Raw genomic sequence first — 14,971 nt, 5'->3', positions numbered from 1 at the left:
TTGGTCCTCGTGTTCGGACCCCAGGTTCCCAGCGTGCCCGCGTCGGCCGTGCCCGACGACATCTACCTCCTCGACGTCCGGGAGGACGACGAGTGGGGCGCCGGCCACGCGCCGACCGCCCACCACCTGCCGATGACCGAGCTGCCCGCCCGGATCGCCGAGGTGCCGGACGACCGCGAGGTGGCCGTGATCTGCCGCTCGGGCGGACGGTCCGCGCAGGTTGTCGCGTACCTGATGCGCAACGGCTGGGACCAGGTCCGCAACGTCGAGGGCGGGATGGGCGACTGGGCCGCCGCCGGCCGTCCCGTGGTCACCGACGACGGGCAGCCGGGCCGGGTCGCCTGAGGCGCGACGCGGCCATGACCACCCCCCTGGTCTTCGCGCACCGCGGCGCCTCCCACGACCTGCCGGAGCACACGCTCGCCGCCTACCTGCGCGCCCTCGACGAGGGCGCGGACGGGCTGGAGTGCGACGTCCGGCTGACCCGCGACGGGCACCTGGTCTGCGTCCACGACCGCCGGCTGGACCGGACCAGCAACGGTCACGGGCTGGTCAGCGCGCGCACCCTCGCCGAACTGGAGGCGCTCGACTTCGGCTCGTGGCACCCCGGCGGGTCGGCGGCCGACGGCGACGAACCGCTCGACGAGTCGCACACCCGGCTGCTCACGCTGGAGCGGCTGCTCGACGCGGTGCTCGCCGCCGGGCGGCCGGTCCGGCTGCTCATCGAGACCAAGCACCCCTCCCGGTACGGCCGGGACGTCGAGCGCCGCCTGGTCACCGTGCTGCGCCGGTACGGCCTGGCCGAGCCCGGGCCGGACGACCCGGTCCGGGTCACCGTGATGTCGTTCTCCCCGCTGGCCGTACGCCGGATCCGGGACCTCGCGCCGGCGCTGCCCACGGTGCTGCTGCTGGAGGTGCTCCCGCGCTGGCTGCGGCTGGGCCGGCTGCCGTTCGGCACCCGGATCGCCGGGCCGGGGATCGGCCTGGTCCGGGCCCGCCCACAGCTCGTACCCGCGCTGCGGGCCGCCGGCAACCAGGTCTACGTCTGGACGGTGAACGAGCCGGCGGACCTGGAACTGGTGCTGGCCGCCGGGGTGGACGGGGTGATCACCGACCGGCCCGCCCGGACGTTGGCCCGGTTGGGCCGGTGAGCCCCCGGTCCGACCGGTGGCCGGTCGCCCGGCCAGGGGGTGTCCCCGGGCCGGGCGGCGCGGCACACTCGGGACATGCCGGAGCGAACCGACTTCACCGCCCTCATCGCCGGCCACACCAGCGTGATCAAGATGATCAACTCGGGTGAGTCCGGGCTCCCCGTGCTCACCCGCCTGCTCCGCGAGGTCGAGCCGGCCGTCGGCGCGGCCGGTCTGGTGTTCGTGGAGTTCGCCCCCGCCGGCGGCCGGGTGATCGCGGCGACCGGCAGCGCCGAGTTCGTCACGGGCCGCCCGCTGCCGGCCACCCACCCGGCCACCGTCTGCCTGCTCTCCGGTCCGCCGGTGCGCGAGGTCGGGGTCGACGCGATCCCCGGCGCGATCGCCGACGAGCTCACCGCGCGCGGGCTGCGCCGGATGATCCTGGCGCGCGCCGAGATCGGCGGCCTGACCGTCGGCAGCCTGCACGCCTTCTATTCCGGAGGTGAGCCGCGGGACGCCACCCAGCGCGCCGTGATGGGCTACGTGGCCGCCTGCATCGCCCACATGTACGGCGACCAGACCGGCCTGCCGGTGCACGGCGACGGCCCGGTGGTGGCGGCGCTCGCCGACGGGCTGGCGGTGGTAGACCGCGAGCACCACGTGCGGCTCTGGAACCCGGCCGCCGCTCAGGTGACCGGGCGACCGGCCGACGAGGCGCTGAGCCGGCCGCTGCCGTTCCCGCTCCCCCCGCCCGGGCAGGTCCTCGACCACCGGCTGGCGGACGGTCGCTGGCTGCGGATCACCTCGGGCGAGCTGCCCGGGCCGGGCACCCTGCGGGTGGTCACCTTCCGCGACATCACCGACCAGCAGCGGCGCGACCACGACCGGGACCTCTTCGTGGCGGTGACCAGCCACGAGCTGCGCACCCCGGTCACCGTGATCAAGGGGTACGCGGACACCCTCACCGACCACTGGGAGTCGCTCAGCGACGACGACCGGCGGCAGGCCGCCCGGATCATCGGGCAGCGCGCCAACGAGCTGGCCCGGCTGGTCGACCGGCTGCTCACCGCCGCCACCGAGAACCGCCCCGGGGGCGAGCCGGCCGCCCCGTTCGACCTGGGCGACGCGCTGCGGTCGGCGGTGCCCGACCTGCCGGCGGACGTCCGCCACCGGATCGTCCTCGACCTGCCGGCCGACCTGCCCAAGGCGCTCGGCGACCGGCACAGCCTGGCCACCGTGCTCACGGAGCTGAGCACCAACGCCGGCAAGTACTCGCTGCCGGACACCCCGATCGAGGTCTGCGCCGAGGCCAACGAGCGGACCGTCTCCTTCCGGGTCGCCGACCGGGGCATCGGCATCCGGCCGGAGCACGTGGAGCGGGCGTTCGACCGGTTCTGGCAGGGGGAGTCCGGTGACCGGCGGCGCTACCCGGGGGCCGGTCTGGGGCTCTATCTCGTCCGGCAGATCGTTGAACAGCAGAATGGATGGGTATCCCTCCGACCGAGAGCCGGTGGGGGTACCGTCGCAGAGGTGCGGCTGCCACGGGGGTGAACCCGGCCCGCACGGGGGTGGGAAGGAACGACGGTGTCGACGGGTTCGGCCGAACGATCGTGGTGCGTGGTGGTGCCCCACCACGCCACCGGCGCGCGCCTGGCCCGGCACCGGCTCGCCGACGAGCTGGCCGACGTCGTACCCCCGACCCTGCTGGCCGATCTGGTCGCGGTCCTCGCCGAGCTGGTCGGCAACGCCGTGCGGCACGCCGACCCGCTGCCCGGGGGCGTGGTCCGGGTGGCCTGGCGGCTGCGGGCGACGGCCGGCGGGCCGACCGTCCAGCTCCGCGTCACCGACGGCGGCGGCGCCTCCGGCCCGCTGATGCGGATCGCCGCCCCGGACGCCGCCGACGGGCGCGGCCTGCACATCATCGCCGGGCTGGCGAGCCGCTGGGGCGTCGAACGGGACGGCCTGGGCCAGAGCGTCTGGGCGGAGTTCGACCCGGCCGGCGCGACCCGGTCGGACCTGGTCGTGGCGGGTTGAGCCGACCGCGGTGGCGGGTTGCGCCCACGGCCGTCCGGTCCGGCATCTAGGCTGTCTCGCCGTGAGCAAGCGTCGAAAGAGCCAGCGGGCCGAAGCCACCCCGAAGCGGGAGAAGGTGCGCGACGTCTTCGTGCCCCGACCGTTCGAGGGCCTGGTCGACGAGCCGGAGTGGATCGCCCTGCGTGAGCTGGTGCCGGCCGCCTCCGCGCCGCTGCGGCTGACCCCGGAACTGGTCGAGGAGTACGGCGACCGCCCGGTCACCCTGGCCACCGTGCTGCCGATGGCCGCCCCGGCGATGACCAAGCCGGACGGTCGGGTCTTCATCGGCCTCCAGCGGCACCAGCAGTCCGGCGACGTCTCCCGGGACCTGGCCGACGCGCTGCTCTGCGCGCTGCGGACCGAGCCGGGCGGCCAGGTGAGCGTGCCGCCGCTGCCCGGGCCGGGCCCCCGCCTCCAGGACATCCTGGTCGACGGCCCGCTGGAGATCAGCATGCACGAGGGGTTCGAGTTCTGGCTCGACCCGGGCGCCGCAGACGACCCGAACGTGCAGGCGTCCCTGGAGCGGGCCAACGCCGCGATCTACCCGACGGTGAAGCTGGCCGCGGCGCGGGCCGCGTACTGGTGCCAGGTGCCGGAGAAGGCGCACGTGCGCTTGGTGCTGCCGGAGGACGAGGACGTGGCGCTGGACGCGCTGTCCCGGCTGAGCGTGGCCGGCACGCTGACCCTGGGCGACGACACCCGGTTCGCCGGCATGTTCCGGGCGCACGGCCGCCTGGTGCCGGTGTGGGACCTGCCCGAGGACGCGCCGGCCGCCGACTGGGAGGAGCCGGTGACCGGGTTCGCCAAGCGGTACGCCGAGGCGCTGGAGGAGCGGGAGCCGCTGGACGCCGCCGGGCGCCGTGCCCGCCAGGGCCTGCTCGGCCGCCAGCTCACCCTGCGCTGACCCGATCTGCGTCGCGGGCCCCGGTCGTCGACCGGGGCCCGTCGTGCGTCACATCCGCAGCGGTTCGCGGACCAGCGGGCAGGACATGCACCGTGGGCCGCCCCGGCCCGAGCCCAGTTCCGATCCGGCGATGGGGATGACCTCGATGCCGGCCCGCTCCAGCTGGGCGTTGGTCTCCACGTTCCGCTCGTAGCCGACGCAGAGCCGCGGCGCCAGGGCGAGGGTGTTGTTGCCGTCGTCCCACTGCTCCCGTTCGGCGGTGACCGGGTCGAGACCGGTGTCGATCACGCGTAGCTGGTCGAGGTCCATGGCGTCGGCGGCGGCCCGCAGGAACGGCGCCGGGCCGTCGACCCGCGGATCCTCGCCGTCCGCGCCGGCGATGACCGTGTACGCGGACAGCTCGCTGGCGATGTTCGGGTACATCAGCACGGCGTCGACGTCGACCATCGTGCAGACCGTGTCCAGGTGCATGGTGGCCCGCTCCTGGGCGATCGGCACCACCAGGATGGTGTGCGCGAGCCCGGCGGCGAAGACCTGCCGGGCCAGCCGCTCGGCGCCGGCGGGCGTGGTCCGCTCGCCCACGCCGACGGCGAGCACCCCCGGCGCGAGCAGCAGCACGTCGCCGCCCTCCAGGTGCTCCAGCTCGGGGTGGTAGACGAACTCGGTGCCGACGAAGCGCGGGTGGTAGCGGTAGATCGCGTCGGTCAGCGTGGTCTCCCGGCGGCGGGCCGGCATGGCCAGGCTTGTCACACCGACCCGGTCGCCGATCCAGACCGACGAGTCGCGGGTGAAGAGCAGGTTGGGCAGCGGGTCGATGACGAAGTCGTGCCGGTCCATCAGCGTCCAGACCAGACCGCCGGGGCGGTCCGGGCCGATCCGCACCTCCTCGTGGGCGAGCCCGGCCACGAACACGTCGGCCAGGGCGGCCGGGTCGAGGTAGGTGAGGTGGTCGGCGACCCGGCGGCGCAGGGTGTCGCCCAGCCGGGGCGAGCGGAGCACCAGGTCGGTCAGCTCGGCCCGCGCGTCCGGCACGGCGAGGGTCTCGGCCAGCAGGGTGGCCAGGTAGAGCACCTCCACCCCGCGGGACCGCAGGGCCGCCGCGAAGGCGTCGTGCTCCTCCTGCGCCCTCCCCACCCATGGGATAGCGTCGAAGAGGAGGGAGTCGTTGTTGCGTGGGGTGAGGCGGGCGAGTTCCGGCCCCGGGCGGTGCAGCAGCACCGTGCCGAGCCGACCGACCTCGCTGTCCACGTAGTGGGTCACCCTCGCAGCGTAGGGCAGGGTTCCGCACCATCCGGGAAAAGAAGTGTGAATGAATATGGCATTCATCCGCACTCATTCCGGCGCTCCAACTTGCCGAGCACCGGGGTGCGCAACGTAGGGTAGTGGAGACATAACTTCGAGAGACCTTTTGCCGGAGGTCGCGATGACTGTCTTTCCCGCTCGCCGAGCCGTACCGACCCGGGCACTGCCGCCCGTCTCGGTGCCGCATCCCCGGGTCGAGTCCACCTCGGTGCTCGAACCGGCCCGACCGACTCCACTGGAGTGGGCCCGCCGCCGCCGGGCCGAGCGGGGGGCCCGCAGGTTGGAGGCGGCCGGGGCCCGCGCGCTCGGCCAACTCGACCACCTCGGCCCCGCCTGGCACGTCATCGAGTGGCCCCGCACGGACGCCGCGGACGTGCTCCTCGACCGCACCCAGGACGAGCGGGCCGGGTTCCTCGCCATCGGGCCGAGCGGGCTCTTCGCGGTCACCGTCGCCGACCACGGCCGGGCCCGGGTGCTCGTCGCGGGCGACGTCGTGCAGATCAACGGCAAGCGTCCGCCCTATGTGGCCGAGGCCCGCCGCGACGCCAAGCGGGCCGCCAAGGCCCTCTCCGACGCCGTCGGCCTGCCGATCCCGGTGACCCCGGTGCTGACCTTCGTCGGCTCCGGGGTCATCAGCGTCTACGGCCTGCCCAAGGACTGCCTCATGGCCACCCACCGGGAGCTGGACCGCCTGCTCGTGGCGGGCGGCAACCGGATCAGTCCGGCCACCGCCGAGAAGCTCTCCCGTGTCGCCCAGGCCCCGTCGACGTGGCTCAACGGCACGTACCGTCCAGCGGCCGACTACCGGTGGTACGAGGAGGGCCGAACGGCCGCTGACAAGCGGGCCGCCCGCCGGTAACGTCTCCGGCGACGCCACGCGGTCCGCGGCTCCGCCCCGGTGGTCCCGTCGGCCCGCGCCGTCGCCGGCCGCCCGACACCGGGCACCCGTCGCACCGACCCCTGTCCCCGGTCCCCTTCGAGCGCTCGGATCCCCGCGCGGCTCCGGTGACCGGACCCGGCGCGGTCGGGCGGTCGTCGAGACGACCGGCTAGCGTGGACAGACCGTCGGTGTACATAGGAGGCGCGGTGGCCCACGTCGAACTCTCGCTCTCGGAAGTGTTCGTGCCCGCGGCGGCGACACCGACCGAGCAGGAGTCCGACAACTTCGGGCAGTGGTCCGGCACGGTCTCCCGGGCCGCCGAGCCCTGCCTGCTCATCGACGCCGACACCACAGTGGTGGCGATCTCCTCGTCCGGCTGCGACCTGCTCTGCCTCGGCGCCCCCGAGGACGTCATCGGCCGGCCGCTGCTGGAGGGCGGCCTGCGCCTCGTCGACTTCACCGCCAGCCCGAGCGAGCTGACCGAGCAGGAGACCGACAAGATCCCGCCGCTGCTCGCGCTGCTCTCCGGCCGGCTGGCCCGCGGCCTGCTGCGGGTCCAGGGGCCCGGCGCCGACGCCGGCACGACCGTGGACGCCATCTCCACGCCGGTGCTCACCGACGGCGAGGTGGCCGGCTCGCTCACCTTCTTCTCAGCCGTCTGACCTGCGACGACGTGTGGCGATCGCCGCACCGGCCGGTGCTGGGGCCCGGACGCGCCGAGGCCGTAGGGTGCCCTCATGCTCGATGTCGCTCTGTTGCCGGGCGAGTACGCCGTGTGCCGCCTGCCGGCCGGCACCGTGCTGTCCCCACGGCTCTGGGGCGGGCTTGCCGGGCGCGACGTGGTGACGGTGAGCTGGACCGCCGACGGCGTCTCGGTGATCTGCCCCGCCGAGCGGGTGCCCGCCGGGGCGGACGTCGAGACCGAGTGGCGCTGCCTGCGGCTGGTCGGCCCGCTGGACGCGGTGGTCACCGGCACCCTCGCCGCCCTGGTCGACCCGCTCACCCGGGCCCGGGTCGACGTGGTGGCCTTCTCCACGTACGACACCGACCACGTGCTGGTGCCCACCGTGCGGCTGGCCGAGGCGACAAGCGCGCTGGAGCGCGCCGGGCACCGGGTCCACAAGTGACCTTCACCCGATCGGGTGATCCTCCTACGATGGGCTCGGCCGACCGGCCACGACGACGTCCCTCGATGCCGAGGATCGCACCGTGCCCTGCACCCCGCCCCGCCCCGCCCGCCGACACCTCCCGGTGGCGCTGGCCGCCCTGCTCGCCCTCGCCGGCTGCGGGGCGCCGCCCGAGCTGCGCCACCCCACCGCGTCCGCGACAATCGCGCCGACCGCCTCCGCCACCCCCACCTCCAGCCCGACGCCGCCCGCACCGCTGACCCCGACCCGGCCGGCCCGCACAGTGCCGATGCCGGACCTGACCGCCACGCCCTGCCGGTCCGGCCCCTCCGGCGACCGCGTGGTCGCCCTGCTGCGCGGTGCGGCGCGGGTGCTGCCCCGGGACGTCCGGGTCACCGTGCGGACCGGGCCGCTCTGCGCGGAGGACTGGCAGTACACGGTGCTGGCGGTGAGCGGGCACGAGGAGCTCCAGGTGGTCACCCGGGGGCGGCCCACCGCGCTGGAGCTGGTGACCGCCGGCACGGACGTGTGCGGCGTGGAGGTACGCGCCACCGCCCCGTCCGGCATCCGGACCCTGGCCTGCGACGGCACCCCGGGTGCGTAGTCTGGTCGACATGCCGGGAACACCGCCGACCCGCTTCGTCTACCTGGGTCCCGAGGGCACCTTCGCCGAGCAGGCGCTGCGCACCGTCCCCGCCGCCGAACGGGGTGACCGCACGCCGGCGCGCAGCGTGGGCGAGGCGCTGGACGCCGTACGGGCCGGGGAGGCGGACGCGGCGCTCGTGCCGCTGGAGAACTCCATCGGGGGCGCGGTCGGGGTGACCCTGGACGAGCTGGCCGAGGGGGAGCCTCTGGTGATCACCCGCGAGGTGATCCTGCCGGTCGAGTTCGTGCTCGCCGCCCGCACCGGGATCGCGCTGGCCGACGTGCGCGGCGTGGCCGCCCACCCGCAGGCGTCCACCCAGTGCCGGGGCTGGCTCCGCGACCACCTGCCCGACGCCACAGTTGTCGACGTGCTGTCCAACGGCGCCGCCGCGGCGGGCGCCGCGAGCGGCGAGTACGACGCCGCCATCTGCGCCCCGATCGGCGCCACCCGGCACCGGCTGACCGTGCTCGCCGACAAGATCGCCGACCACCCGGACGCGGTGACCCGGTTCGCGCTGGTCTCCCGCCCCGGCCCGCCCCCGCCGCCGACCGGCGACGACGTCACCTCGCTGGCGGTCTACATCGCGCACGACCGGGTCGGCGCGCTGCTGTCGGTGCTCACGGAGTTCGCCACCCGCGGGGTGAACCTGAGCCGGATCGAGTCCCGCCCGACCGGCGAGGCGCTCGGCCGGTACGTGTTCTTCCTCGACTGCACCGGGCACGTCGCCGACGTACGCCTCGGCGAGGCGTTGCAGGGGCTGCGCCGGGTCTGCGCCGACGTGCGCTTCCTCGGCTCGTACCCCCGACACCGCTGGAACCCGGCGGCGAGCGACCGGCCGGTCCCCGCGCCGGCCGGCCTCTCCGACGCCGACTATGCGGACGCGGCGGCCTGGCTGTCCCGGCTGCGCGCCGGCGAGCTGAACTGACGGTGGGCGGGGCGCCCGAGCGGGCGCCCCGCGCACCGGACTGTCACTGCAGCAGGCCGCCGAGCAGGCCGCCCTGCTGCTGCTGAGCGCCGCTGCCCTGCACCGGAGGCTCCTCCGAGGGCTGGACCACGACGAAGCCCTGCCCGGCGAAGCTCATCGTGAACGCCTCGCCGGTGCTGCGGCCGAGCAGCGTGCCGAGGCCGAGCTGCTCGGCCCGGTGGTAGCCGGTCTGGAGGTTGGCCGACCAGCAGACCGCGGCCTGCGGGTCGACGTAGGTGGGCTGGTCGACGTTGAGCACGACCGGGGTGCCCTTGGTGGTGATCGCGATCCGGCCGTAGCCGGTGAAGACGCAGTTGAACAGGCCGGACGAGGATGCCATCCCGGCGCCGCCGACCATCTTGATGTCGTACTGGAGGGTGGAGTCGAAGGCCAGCACGCTGGAGCCGTTGATCGACAGGGCGTCGCCGGGCTCCAGGTCGATGATGTGCACGTCCTTGGCCAGCTCGGCCAGGAAGACGTCGCCGCGGCCGGTCAGCTTCATCAGCGGCACACCCTCACCGGTGAGCCGCTGCTTGATGAACTTGCCGATGCCGCCGGAGCCGAGCGCCTGGAACTGCACCTGACCCTGGTACGCGACCATGGACCCCACCCGGGCCATCGCCTCGCCGTTCAGCTCGATCTTCAGCATCTTGGAGTTCTGCAGCCGCATGCCCGGCTGCTGGGACTCCTTCTCAAGGTTCTCCGCGGAGAACAGCGCGCTGCGCATGGGTTTCCTCCTGCATCGGGGTGTGCCTGCACCGGAGGTTAGGGGACCCGCGCAACAGCGGGGATCGGCCGAGCGGGGCGCGACGCGGGCCCGGTCAGCCCCAGCCGAGGGCGTGCAGCCGGTCGTCGTCGATGCCGAAGTGGTGGGCGATCTCGTGCACCACGGTCACCGCCACCTCGTCCACGACGTCGTCCTCGGTGTCGCAGATCGCCAGGATGGGGTTCCGGAAGATGAGGATGCGGTCGGGCAGCACGCCGGCGTAGTCCCAGCCCCGCGACGTGAGCGCGTGCCCCTCGTAGAGCCCGAGCAGGTCCTCGCCGGGCGGCGGGTCGTCCTCGACCAGGATGACCACGTTGCTCATCAGCCCGAGCAGTTCCTCGGGCACCTCGTCGAGCGCCTCGCCGACGAGCTCCTCGAACCGCTCCCGGGTCATCTGCACGGCCACGCCGCCCGGTCACCCCTTCACGATCGGCACGCAGCACGGCAAGGGTGCCCGACGGGGCACCCTCGCCGTGTCGCGCGTGGTCAGGCCAGGCGGGCGTTGAGCGTGATCTGCGCGCCCGGGGAGAGCAGCCGCGAGATCGGGCAGTTCTCCTTGGCCGCCTCGGCCAGCTTGGTGAACTGGGCCTCGTCCAGGCTCGGAGCCTGGCCGACGGTCTCCAGGTCGATCCGGGTCACGGTCATGCCCGCGTCGGTCTTGTCGAAGTGGACCTTGGCGGTGGTCTCCACCGACGTGTCGGTGGCGCCCGCGTCGGCGAGCTGCTTGGAGAGGGCCATCGAGAAGCAGCTGGCGTGCGCGGCGCCGATCAGCTCCTCGGGGTTGGTGCCCTCGCCCTCCTCGAAGCGGGACTTGAAGGAGTAGTTACCGGTCAGGCCGCCCTTGCCGGTGCGGACGGTGCCGGACCCCTCGGTGAGGTTGCCCTGCCAACGAGCGGAAGCGGTACGGATAGGCATGGCACCGACGCTAACCGAAAGCGGCCCGCCCCGCACCGGCCTGTGCGCTTGCGGTACCCGTCACCGGGTGTCGGCTGTGTCATGATTCGACGCAGGCCCCGCGTACGGGAAGGGTGGCCCATGTCCCAGGATCTCCCCATCCCCAGGCAGGAAAACCGGTCCGACGGCACCACGGTCGTGGAGTGGGGAGACGCCGAGCCGGCCAGGTCGGGCCGGGTCGGGCGCTCGCTCGCCGACCTGGGCCGGGACCGTCGCCTTCCGCCGGTGCTCGCCGGTCTCGGCGCGGTGGCCGCGGTCGCCTCGCTGATCGGCGAGTGGCTGGTGATGACCGTGCCCAACGAGGGCCCGGACGGGAGCACCTCGGTCCGGCTGCCGAGCGGTGCCGCGCAGGTCGGCGGCTTCGGTGTCGCGTACCTGGTGGGACTGCTCGGCCTGGCGGTCGCCGTGGCCCTGGCGACGCGCGGCGCGCCGGCGGTCCGGCAGCACGCCCGGCTCGCCGGTCTCGGCCTCGCGGCGGCCCTGCTCGCCATGCTGGTCGCGACCGCCTCCTCGCTCCAGGAGCTGGCCCGGCGCAACTTCTTCTTCCCCACCGAGCAGCGGTTGCAGGTGGAGCACGGGCGCGGCCTGGTCACCGCCTTCCTCGCCGTCGTGCTGCTCGCCGCCGCATTGCACCTGTCCGGCCGGGCCGGCGCCGAGTCGGCCGACCGGGCCGGCGAGCCCGGGGCGGAGCCGCCCACCGGGTTCGCGGACAGCCGGTCCGGCCGGGGCCGGCGCCGGGCGACCGAGGACGAGCTGCCACCCGCGCCGGCGGACCTGAGCGTCCAGCCCACGACGCCCTTCGCCCGCCCCGAACCGCCCCGCTGACCGGGCGCGGGCGGTCCTCCCGGTCGCCTCCGGACCGCCCGCGCGCCACCGCGCCGGCCGGCCGTGGCGGGACACCGGACGGCCGCCGCGGGTTGGTGTCCGATTCGCCGAAAAGCCATGGTTGCGACCCGTTGCGCGAGATACGGTTGCTGCCCGCCGTCCGGTGGCCGCGGCACCGAGGACCTGGACGGCCGACGCGACGGCGGCGGGCGAAGGAGGAACCATGACCCGCCCGGGACTGCCCAAGCTGATCGCCACCGACCTCGACGGCACGCTCGTCCGCAGCGACGAGACCGTCTCCGCGTACACCCACGAGGTGCTCGACCGGGTGCGGGCCGCGGGGATCCCGGTGGTCGGCGCCACCGGCCGGGGGCCGCGCCTCACCGAGCTGACCCGCAACGACATCCGCGCCGCCGACTTCCTGGTGATGGCGGGCGGGGGCCGGGTGGTCGACCAGAGCGACCCGGCGGGCCCGCTGGTGCTGCGTGACGAACGCCTCCCCGGCGCGGTGCTGGCCCGCATCCTGGCCGACCTGGAGGCCGCCGTGGGCCCGCTCACCGTGATGGTGGAGGCGTCCGACGAGCACGACGCGCCGCTGTGGGGCGACTACCACCCGAGCTGGCCCTACCAGGACCGGTTCGAGGCACGCAGCCGCGCCGAGTGCCTCTCCGGCGACGTGCTCAAGGCGTTCGCGCGCACCGCCGACCACCACGTGGACGAGCTGCTGGCGGTGGCCCGCCGGATCGTCCCGGCCGAGCTGGCCACGCTCACCCAGGCGGGGCTCGGCTTCGTCGAGATCTGCCCGCCCGGGGTGGACAAGTCCACCGGGCTCACCGTGGTCGCCGAGCGGCTCGGCGTCGACCCGGCCGAGGTGCTGGTCTTCGGCGACCAGCCGAACGACCTGCCGATGTTCGGCTGGGCCGGCTGGGGCCGGGTGGCGGTGGCCAACGCCCACCCGGACGTGCGCGCCGCGGCCGACGAGATCACCCTGCGCAACGACGACGACGGCGTCGCGGTCTACCTGGACCGACTACTCTCCCGGTGATGGGAGAGGCACCTCGGCTCGTCGCGACCGACATCGACGGCACGCTGCTCCGGGACGACCGGACGCTCAGCCCGCGCACCGCGGGGGTGCTGGCCCGGATCTCCGCGGCGGGCACGCCGGTAGTGCTGGTCACCGGCCGTCCCATCCGCTGGCTCCAGCTCGTGTACGACCAGCTCGCCGAGCCGCTGCCGGCGATCTGCGCGAACGGCGCCGTCGTGTACGACCCGGTCGCCGACAAGGTGCTCCGCGCCGACCCGCTCGCCCCGGAGCTGCTGGCCGAGGTGGCCCGGCGGCTGCGGGCCGCGGTGCCGGACGTGAGCTTCGCCGTGGAGATCGTGGACAGCCGGCAGATGCGGCACGAGGCGCACTACCCGCTGCGCTGGGACGCCGACGCCGACGCGATCCGCGCCATCGAGTCGCCGGAGGAACTGCTCGCCGTGCCGGCGGTGAAGCTGCTGGCCCGGGCCGGCGAGCAGGACCCCGACGTGTTCGTCCGGGTGGTGGCCGGCGCCCTCCAGGGTCTGGCCGAGGCGACCCACTCGTCGTACAGCGGGCTCGTGGAGATCTCCGCCGCCGGGGTGACCAAGGCGGCCGGCCTGGCCTGGTACGCGGCGCGGCTCGGCATCGACGAGCGCGACGTGCTGGCCTTCGGTGACATGCCGAACGACGTGCCGATGCTGACCTGGGCCGGGCGGGCGGTGGCGGTCGCCAACGCGCACCCGGCCGTCCTGGCGATCGCCGACGAGGTGGCCGGGGCGAACACCGAGGACGGCGTGGCCGCGTATCTGGAGCAGGTCTTCGGGGTGGCCTGACCGGCCGGTCTCCCGGCCGGTCAGCGTTCGCCGGCGTGGGTCAGAGGTACTGGCCGGGGGCGTGGCCCTCGTTGGTCTGCGGCATTCCCGGCATGCCCGGCAGCACCCCGCCCGGGCCGCTGGGCAGCGCCTGCCGGCCGGAGCGCATCTGCTCCAGCTGGACGCGGGCGGCCATCTGCTGGGCGACCAGCGCGGCCTGGATGCCGTGGAACAGCCCCTCCAGCCAGCCGACCAGCTGGGCGTGGGCGATCCGCAGCTCACCCTCGCTGGGCGCCTGGTCCTCCGTGAAGGGCAGTGAGATCCGCTCCAGCTCCTCGCGCAGCTCGGGGGCGAGGCCCTCCTTCAGCTCGACGATGGAGCGCTCGTGGATCTCGCGCATCCGGTGCCGGCTGGCGTCGTCCAGCGGGGCTGCCTTGACCTCCTCCAGCAGCTGCTTGATCATGCTGCCGATCCGCATCACCTTGGCGGGCTGCTCGACCAGGCGGGTCGGATCCTCCCCCTGGCCCTCGTCGGTCTGGACGGTGCCGACCGGCCGGCCGTCCGGCCCGACCACCACCACGGTGCCGGGGATGCCATCGTTGCCCTGTTCGTCGTCCTGTCCGGCGGAGCGCGCTTCGGTCATGGGACCCATCTTTACCCACCCCCACCACGCGCACGCGCCCGGACCGGCTGCCGGCGCGGAACCACCCGGCCGGGGCGCGCTACCGTCGCCCTCATGCCCGCAGACCCGCGCGACGTGCTGACCCGGCCGGCCCCGCCGCCGGACGCCACAGTCGCCTACGGCGACCACCCGGACCAGTGTGCCGATCTGCGCCGGCCGGCCGGCGACGGACCGCCCCGGCGGCTGGTGGTCGTGGTGCACGGCGGCTTCTGGCGGGCCGAGTACGACCGCACCCACACCGGTCCGATGGCGGCGGCCCTGGCCGCGCTCGGTTACCCGGTCGCCCAGGTCGAGTACCGGCGCACCGGCCAGCCGGGCGGGGGCTGGCCGCACACCCTCACCGACGTGCTGGCCGGGGTGGCGGCGCTGCCGGGGCTGGCCGCTGCCGCGCTGCCCGGGCTCGTGGCGGCCGCCCCACCGATCCTGGTCGGCCACTCGGCGGGCGGGCACCTGGCGCTGTACGTGGCCGCGCAGGCCCCGTCCACGGTCGGCGCCGTGCTGGCCCTGGCGCCGGTCGCGGACCTCGCCGAGGCGTACCGGCTGGACCTGGACTCCGGTGCGGTGGCCGCGCTGCTCGGCGGTGGCCCGGCCGATTTCCCCGACCGGTACGCGGCGGCCGATCCATCGTCGTTGGTGCCGACCCGAACACCCACCGTAGTCATCCACGGGGCGCTCGATGCGCAGGTTCCGGTCGGCATCAGCCGCTCCTGGGTCGCGGCGGCCCGGGCCACCGGCAGTCCCGCCACGCTGGTTGAGCTGCCCGAATGCGAACATTTCGGGCTGATCGCACCGGACTCGGCCGCCTGGCCGCAGGTGGTCACCGCGTTGCGGTCCCTGCACGATGATCTTCAGGGCATTGACGCAGCGTCGCCAAGCAGGTAG

The 14,971-nt window shown here is 74.7% G+C and carries 19 protein-coding genes; 14 read left to right on the top strand and 5 right to left on the bottom strand.

The window, feature by feature from the left end:
* Positions 1 to 9: 9 nt before the first annotated feature.
* The 5 genes from GA0070603_RS20300 to GA0070603_RS20280 all read left to right on the top strand — a co-directional run bounded on the left by GA0070603_RS20300 (position 10) and on the right by GA0070603_RS20280 (position 4,107).
* Entirely contained in the window at positions 10 to 345 is a 336-nt protein-coding gene (locus tag GA0070603_RS20300; RefSeq protein ID WP_091316463.1) for a rhodanese-like domain-containing protein, read from the top strand.
* A gap of 14 nt (positions 346 to 359) precedes the next feature.
* Entirely contained in the window at positions 360 to 1,151 is a 792-nt protein-coding gene (locus GA0070603_RS20295; RefSeq protein WP_091316462.1) for a glycerophosphodiester phosphodiesterase, read from the top strand.
* Between the two features lie 75 nt (positions 1,152 to 1,226).
* On the top strand, positions 1,227 to 2,681 hold the full coding sequence (locus tag GA0070603_RS20290) for a sensor histidine kinase (RefSeq protein ID WP_091316459.1): 1,455 nt from the start codon (positions 1,227 to 1,229) through the stop codon (positions 2,679 to 2,681).
* 66 nt (positions 2,682 to 2,747) lie between these two features.
* Complete coding sequence (locus GA0070603_RS20285) at positions 2,748 to 3,164, top strand: ATP-binding protein (RefSeq protein WP_208863055.1); 417 nt, start codon at positions 2,748 to 2,750, stop codon at positions 3,162 to 3,164.
* 61 nt (positions 3,165 to 3,225) lie between these two features.
* On the top strand, positions 3,226 to 4,107 hold the full coding sequence (locus GA0070603_RS20280) for a DUF5926 family protein (protein ID WP_091316454.1): 882 nt from the start codon (positions 3,226 to 3,228) through the stop codon (positions 4,105 to 4,107).
* A gap of 48 nt (positions 4,108 to 4,155) precedes the next feature.
* Here the strand turns inward: GA0070603_RS20280 and GA0070603_RS20275 are convergent, their stop codons facing one another.
* The gene (locus tag GA0070603_RS20275) at positions 4,156 to 5,367 is read right to left on the bottom strand and encodes an arginine deiminase (protein WP_091316452.1); all 1,212 of its coding nucleotides are present in this window, start codon (positions 5,365 to 5,367) and stop codon (positions 4,156 to 4,158) included.
* Positions 5,368 to 5,530: 163 nt separating this feature from the next.
* Here GA0070603_RS20275 and GA0070603_RS20270 point away from each other — a divergent pair, with 163 nt between their 5' ends.
* The 5 genes from GA0070603_RS20270 (at position 5,531) to pheA (ending at position 8,987) form a co-directional block, all read left to right on the top strand.
* A complete protein-coding gene (locus GA0070603_RS20270; protein WP_091316449.1) occupies positions 5,531 to 6,268 on the top strand; it encodes a hypothetical protein in 738 nt (245 codons plus the stop codon).
* A 227-nt stretch (positions 6,269 to 6,495) separates the two neighbouring features.
* Entirely contained in the window at positions 6,496 to 6,951 is a 456-nt protein-coding gene (locus GA0070603_RS20265; RefSeq protein WP_091316446.1) for a hypothetical protein, read from the top strand.
* Between the two features lie 75 nt (positions 6,952 to 7,026).
* The gene (locus tag GA0070603_RS20260) at positions 7,027 to 7,416 is read left to right on the top strand and encodes an ACT domain-containing protein (protein ID WP_091316444.1); all 390 of its coding nucleotides are present in this window, start codon (positions 7,027 to 7,029) and stop codon (positions 7,414 to 7,416) included.
* An 82-nt stretch (positions 7,417 to 7,498) separates the two neighbouring features.
* Entirely contained in the window at positions 7,499 to 8,020 is a 522-nt protein-coding gene (locus GA0070603_RS20255; RefSeq protein ID WP_091316442.1) for a hypothetical protein, read from the top strand.
* 10 nt (positions 8,021 to 8,030) lie between these two features.
* Complete coding sequence (gene pheA / locus GA0070603_RS20250; protein ID WP_091316439.1) at positions 8,031 to 8,987, top strand: prephenate dehydratase; 957 nt, start codon at positions 8,031 to 8,033, stop codon at positions 8,985 to 8,987.
* 43 nt (positions 8,988 to 9,030) lie between these two features.
* Here pheA and GA0070603_RS20245 read toward each other — a convergent pair whose 3' ends face one another.
* From GA0070603_RS20245 to GA0070603_RS20235, 3 genes are all read right to left on the bottom strand, one after another.
* Positions 9,031 to 9,753: an AIM24 family protein gene (locus tag GA0070603_RS20245; RefSeq protein ID WP_091316437.1), complete on the bottom strand. Its 723-nt coding sequence runs from the start codon at positions 9,751 to 9,753 to the stop codon at positions 9,031 to 9,033.
* A 94-nt stretch (positions 9,754 to 9,847) separates the two neighbouring features.
* Positions 9,848 to 10,192, bottom strand: a complete 345-nt coding sequence (locus tag GA0070603_RS20240; RefSeq protein WP_208863054.1) for a metallopeptidase family protein — start codon at positions 10,190 to 10,192, stop codon at positions 9,848 to 9,850.
* An 86-nt stretch (positions 10,193 to 10,278) separates the two neighbouring features.
* A complete protein-coding gene (locus GA0070603_RS20235; protein WP_091316434.1) occupies positions 10,279 to 10,707 on the bottom strand; it encodes an OsmC family protein in 429 nt (142 codons plus the stop codon).
* Positions 10,708 to 10,827: 120 nt separating this feature from the next.
* Here GA0070603_RS20235 and GA0070603_RS20230 point away from each other — a divergent pair, with 120 nt between their 5' ends.
* From GA0070603_RS20230 to GA0070603_RS20220, 3 genes are all read left to right on the top strand, one after another.
* Complete coding sequence (locus tag GA0070603_RS20230) at positions 10,828 to 11,571, top strand: hypothetical protein (RefSeq protein ID WP_091316432.1); 744 nt, start codon at positions 10,828 to 10,830, stop codon at positions 11,569 to 11,571.
* A gap of 223 nt (positions 11,572 to 11,794) precedes the next feature.
* Positions 11,795 to 12,616, top strand: coding sequence for an HAD family hydrolase (locus GA0070603_RS20225; protein WP_091316429.1), 822 nt, complete (start codon positions 11,795 to 11,797; stop codon positions 12,614 to 12,616).
* Positions 12,616 to 13,428: an HAD family hydrolase gene (locus GA0070603_RS20220; RefSeq protein ID WP_091316426.1), complete on the top strand. Its 813-nt coding sequence runs from the start codon at positions 12,616 to 12,618 to the stop codon at positions 13,426 to 13,428. Before GA0070603_RS20225 ends, GA0070603_RS20220 begins: the two co-directional genes overlap by 1 nt.
* Before the next feature lie 40 nt (positions 13,429 to 13,468).
* Here the strand turns inward: GA0070603_RS20220 and GA0070603_RS20215 are convergent, their stop codons facing one another.
* Entirely contained in the window at positions 13,469 to 14,059 is a 591-nt protein-coding gene (locus GA0070603_RS20215; protein WP_091316424.1) for a bacterial proteasome activator family protein, read from the bottom strand.
* A gap of 84 nt (positions 14,060 to 14,143) precedes the next feature.
* Here GA0070603_RS20215 and GA0070603_RS20210 point away from each other — a divergent pair, with 84 nt between their 5' ends.
* On the top strand, positions 14,144 to 14,971 hold the full coding sequence (locus tag GA0070603_RS20210; RefSeq protein WP_091316421.1) for an alpha/beta hydrolase family protein: 828 nt from the start codon (positions 14,144 to 14,146) through the stop codon (positions 14,969 to 14,971).

The organism is Micromonospora chersina, assembly GCF_900091475.1.
Lineage (GTDB): Bacteria > Actinomycetota > Actinomycetes > Mycobacteriales > Micromonosporaceae > Micromonospora > Micromonospora chersina.
Note: the sequence above shows the minus strand (reverse complement) of the source record. Positions and strands in the feature narration are given on the sequence as shown.

Excerpts from the sequence above, each read along its gene's own strand:
- GA0070603_RS20295 (WP_091316462.1), top strand. The coding sequence starts at position 360 with ATGACCACCCCCCTGGTCTTCGCGCACCGCGGCGCCTCCCACGACCTG.
- GA0070603_RS20290 (WP_091316459.1), top strand. The coding sequence starts at position 1,227 with ATGCCGGAGCGAACCGACTTCACCGCCCTCATCGCCGGCCACACCAGC.
- GA0070603_RS20270 (WP_091316449.1), top strand. The coding sequence starts at position 5,531 with ATGACTGTCTTTCCCGCTCGCCGAGCCGTACCGACCCGGGCACTGCCG.
- GA0070603_RS20260 (WP_091316444.1), top strand. The coding sequence starts at position 7,027 with ATGCTCGATGTCGCTCTGTTGCCGGGCGAGTACGCCGTGTGCCGCCTG.
- pheA (WP_091316439.1), top strand. The coding sequence starts at position 8,031 with ATGCCGGGAACACCGCCGACCCGCTTCGTCTACCTGGGTCCCGAGGGC.
- GA0070603_RS20245 (WP_091316437.1), bottom strand. The coding sequence starts at position 9,753 with ATGCGCAGCGCGCTGTTCTCCGCGGAGAACCTTGAGAAGGAGTCCCAG.
- GA0070603_RS20235 (WP_091316434.1), bottom strand. The coding sequence starts at position 10,707 with ATGCCTATCCGTACCGCTTCCGCTCGTTGGCAGGGCAACCTCACCGAG.
- GA0070603_RS20230 (WP_091316432.1), top strand. The coding sequence starts at position 10,828 with ATGTCCCAGGATCTCCCCATCCCCAGGCAGGAAAACCGGTCCGACGGC.
- GA0070603_RS20225 (WP_091316429.1), top strand. The coding sequence starts at position 11,795 with ATGACCCGCCCGGGACTGCCCAAGCTGATCGCCACCGACCTCGACGGC.
- GA0070603_RS20220 (WP_091316426.1), top strand. The coding sequence starts at position 12,616 with ATGGGAGAGGCACCTCGGCTCGTCGCGACCGACATCGACGGCACGCTG.
- GA0070603_RS20215 (WP_091316424.1), bottom strand. The coding sequence starts at position 14,059 with ATGGGTCCCATGACCGAAGCGCGCTCCGCCGGACAGGACGACGAACAG.
- GA0070603_RS20210 (WP_091316421.1), top strand. The coding sequence starts at position 14,144 with ATGCCCGCAGACCCGCGCGACGTGCTGACCCGGCCGGCCCCGCCGCCG.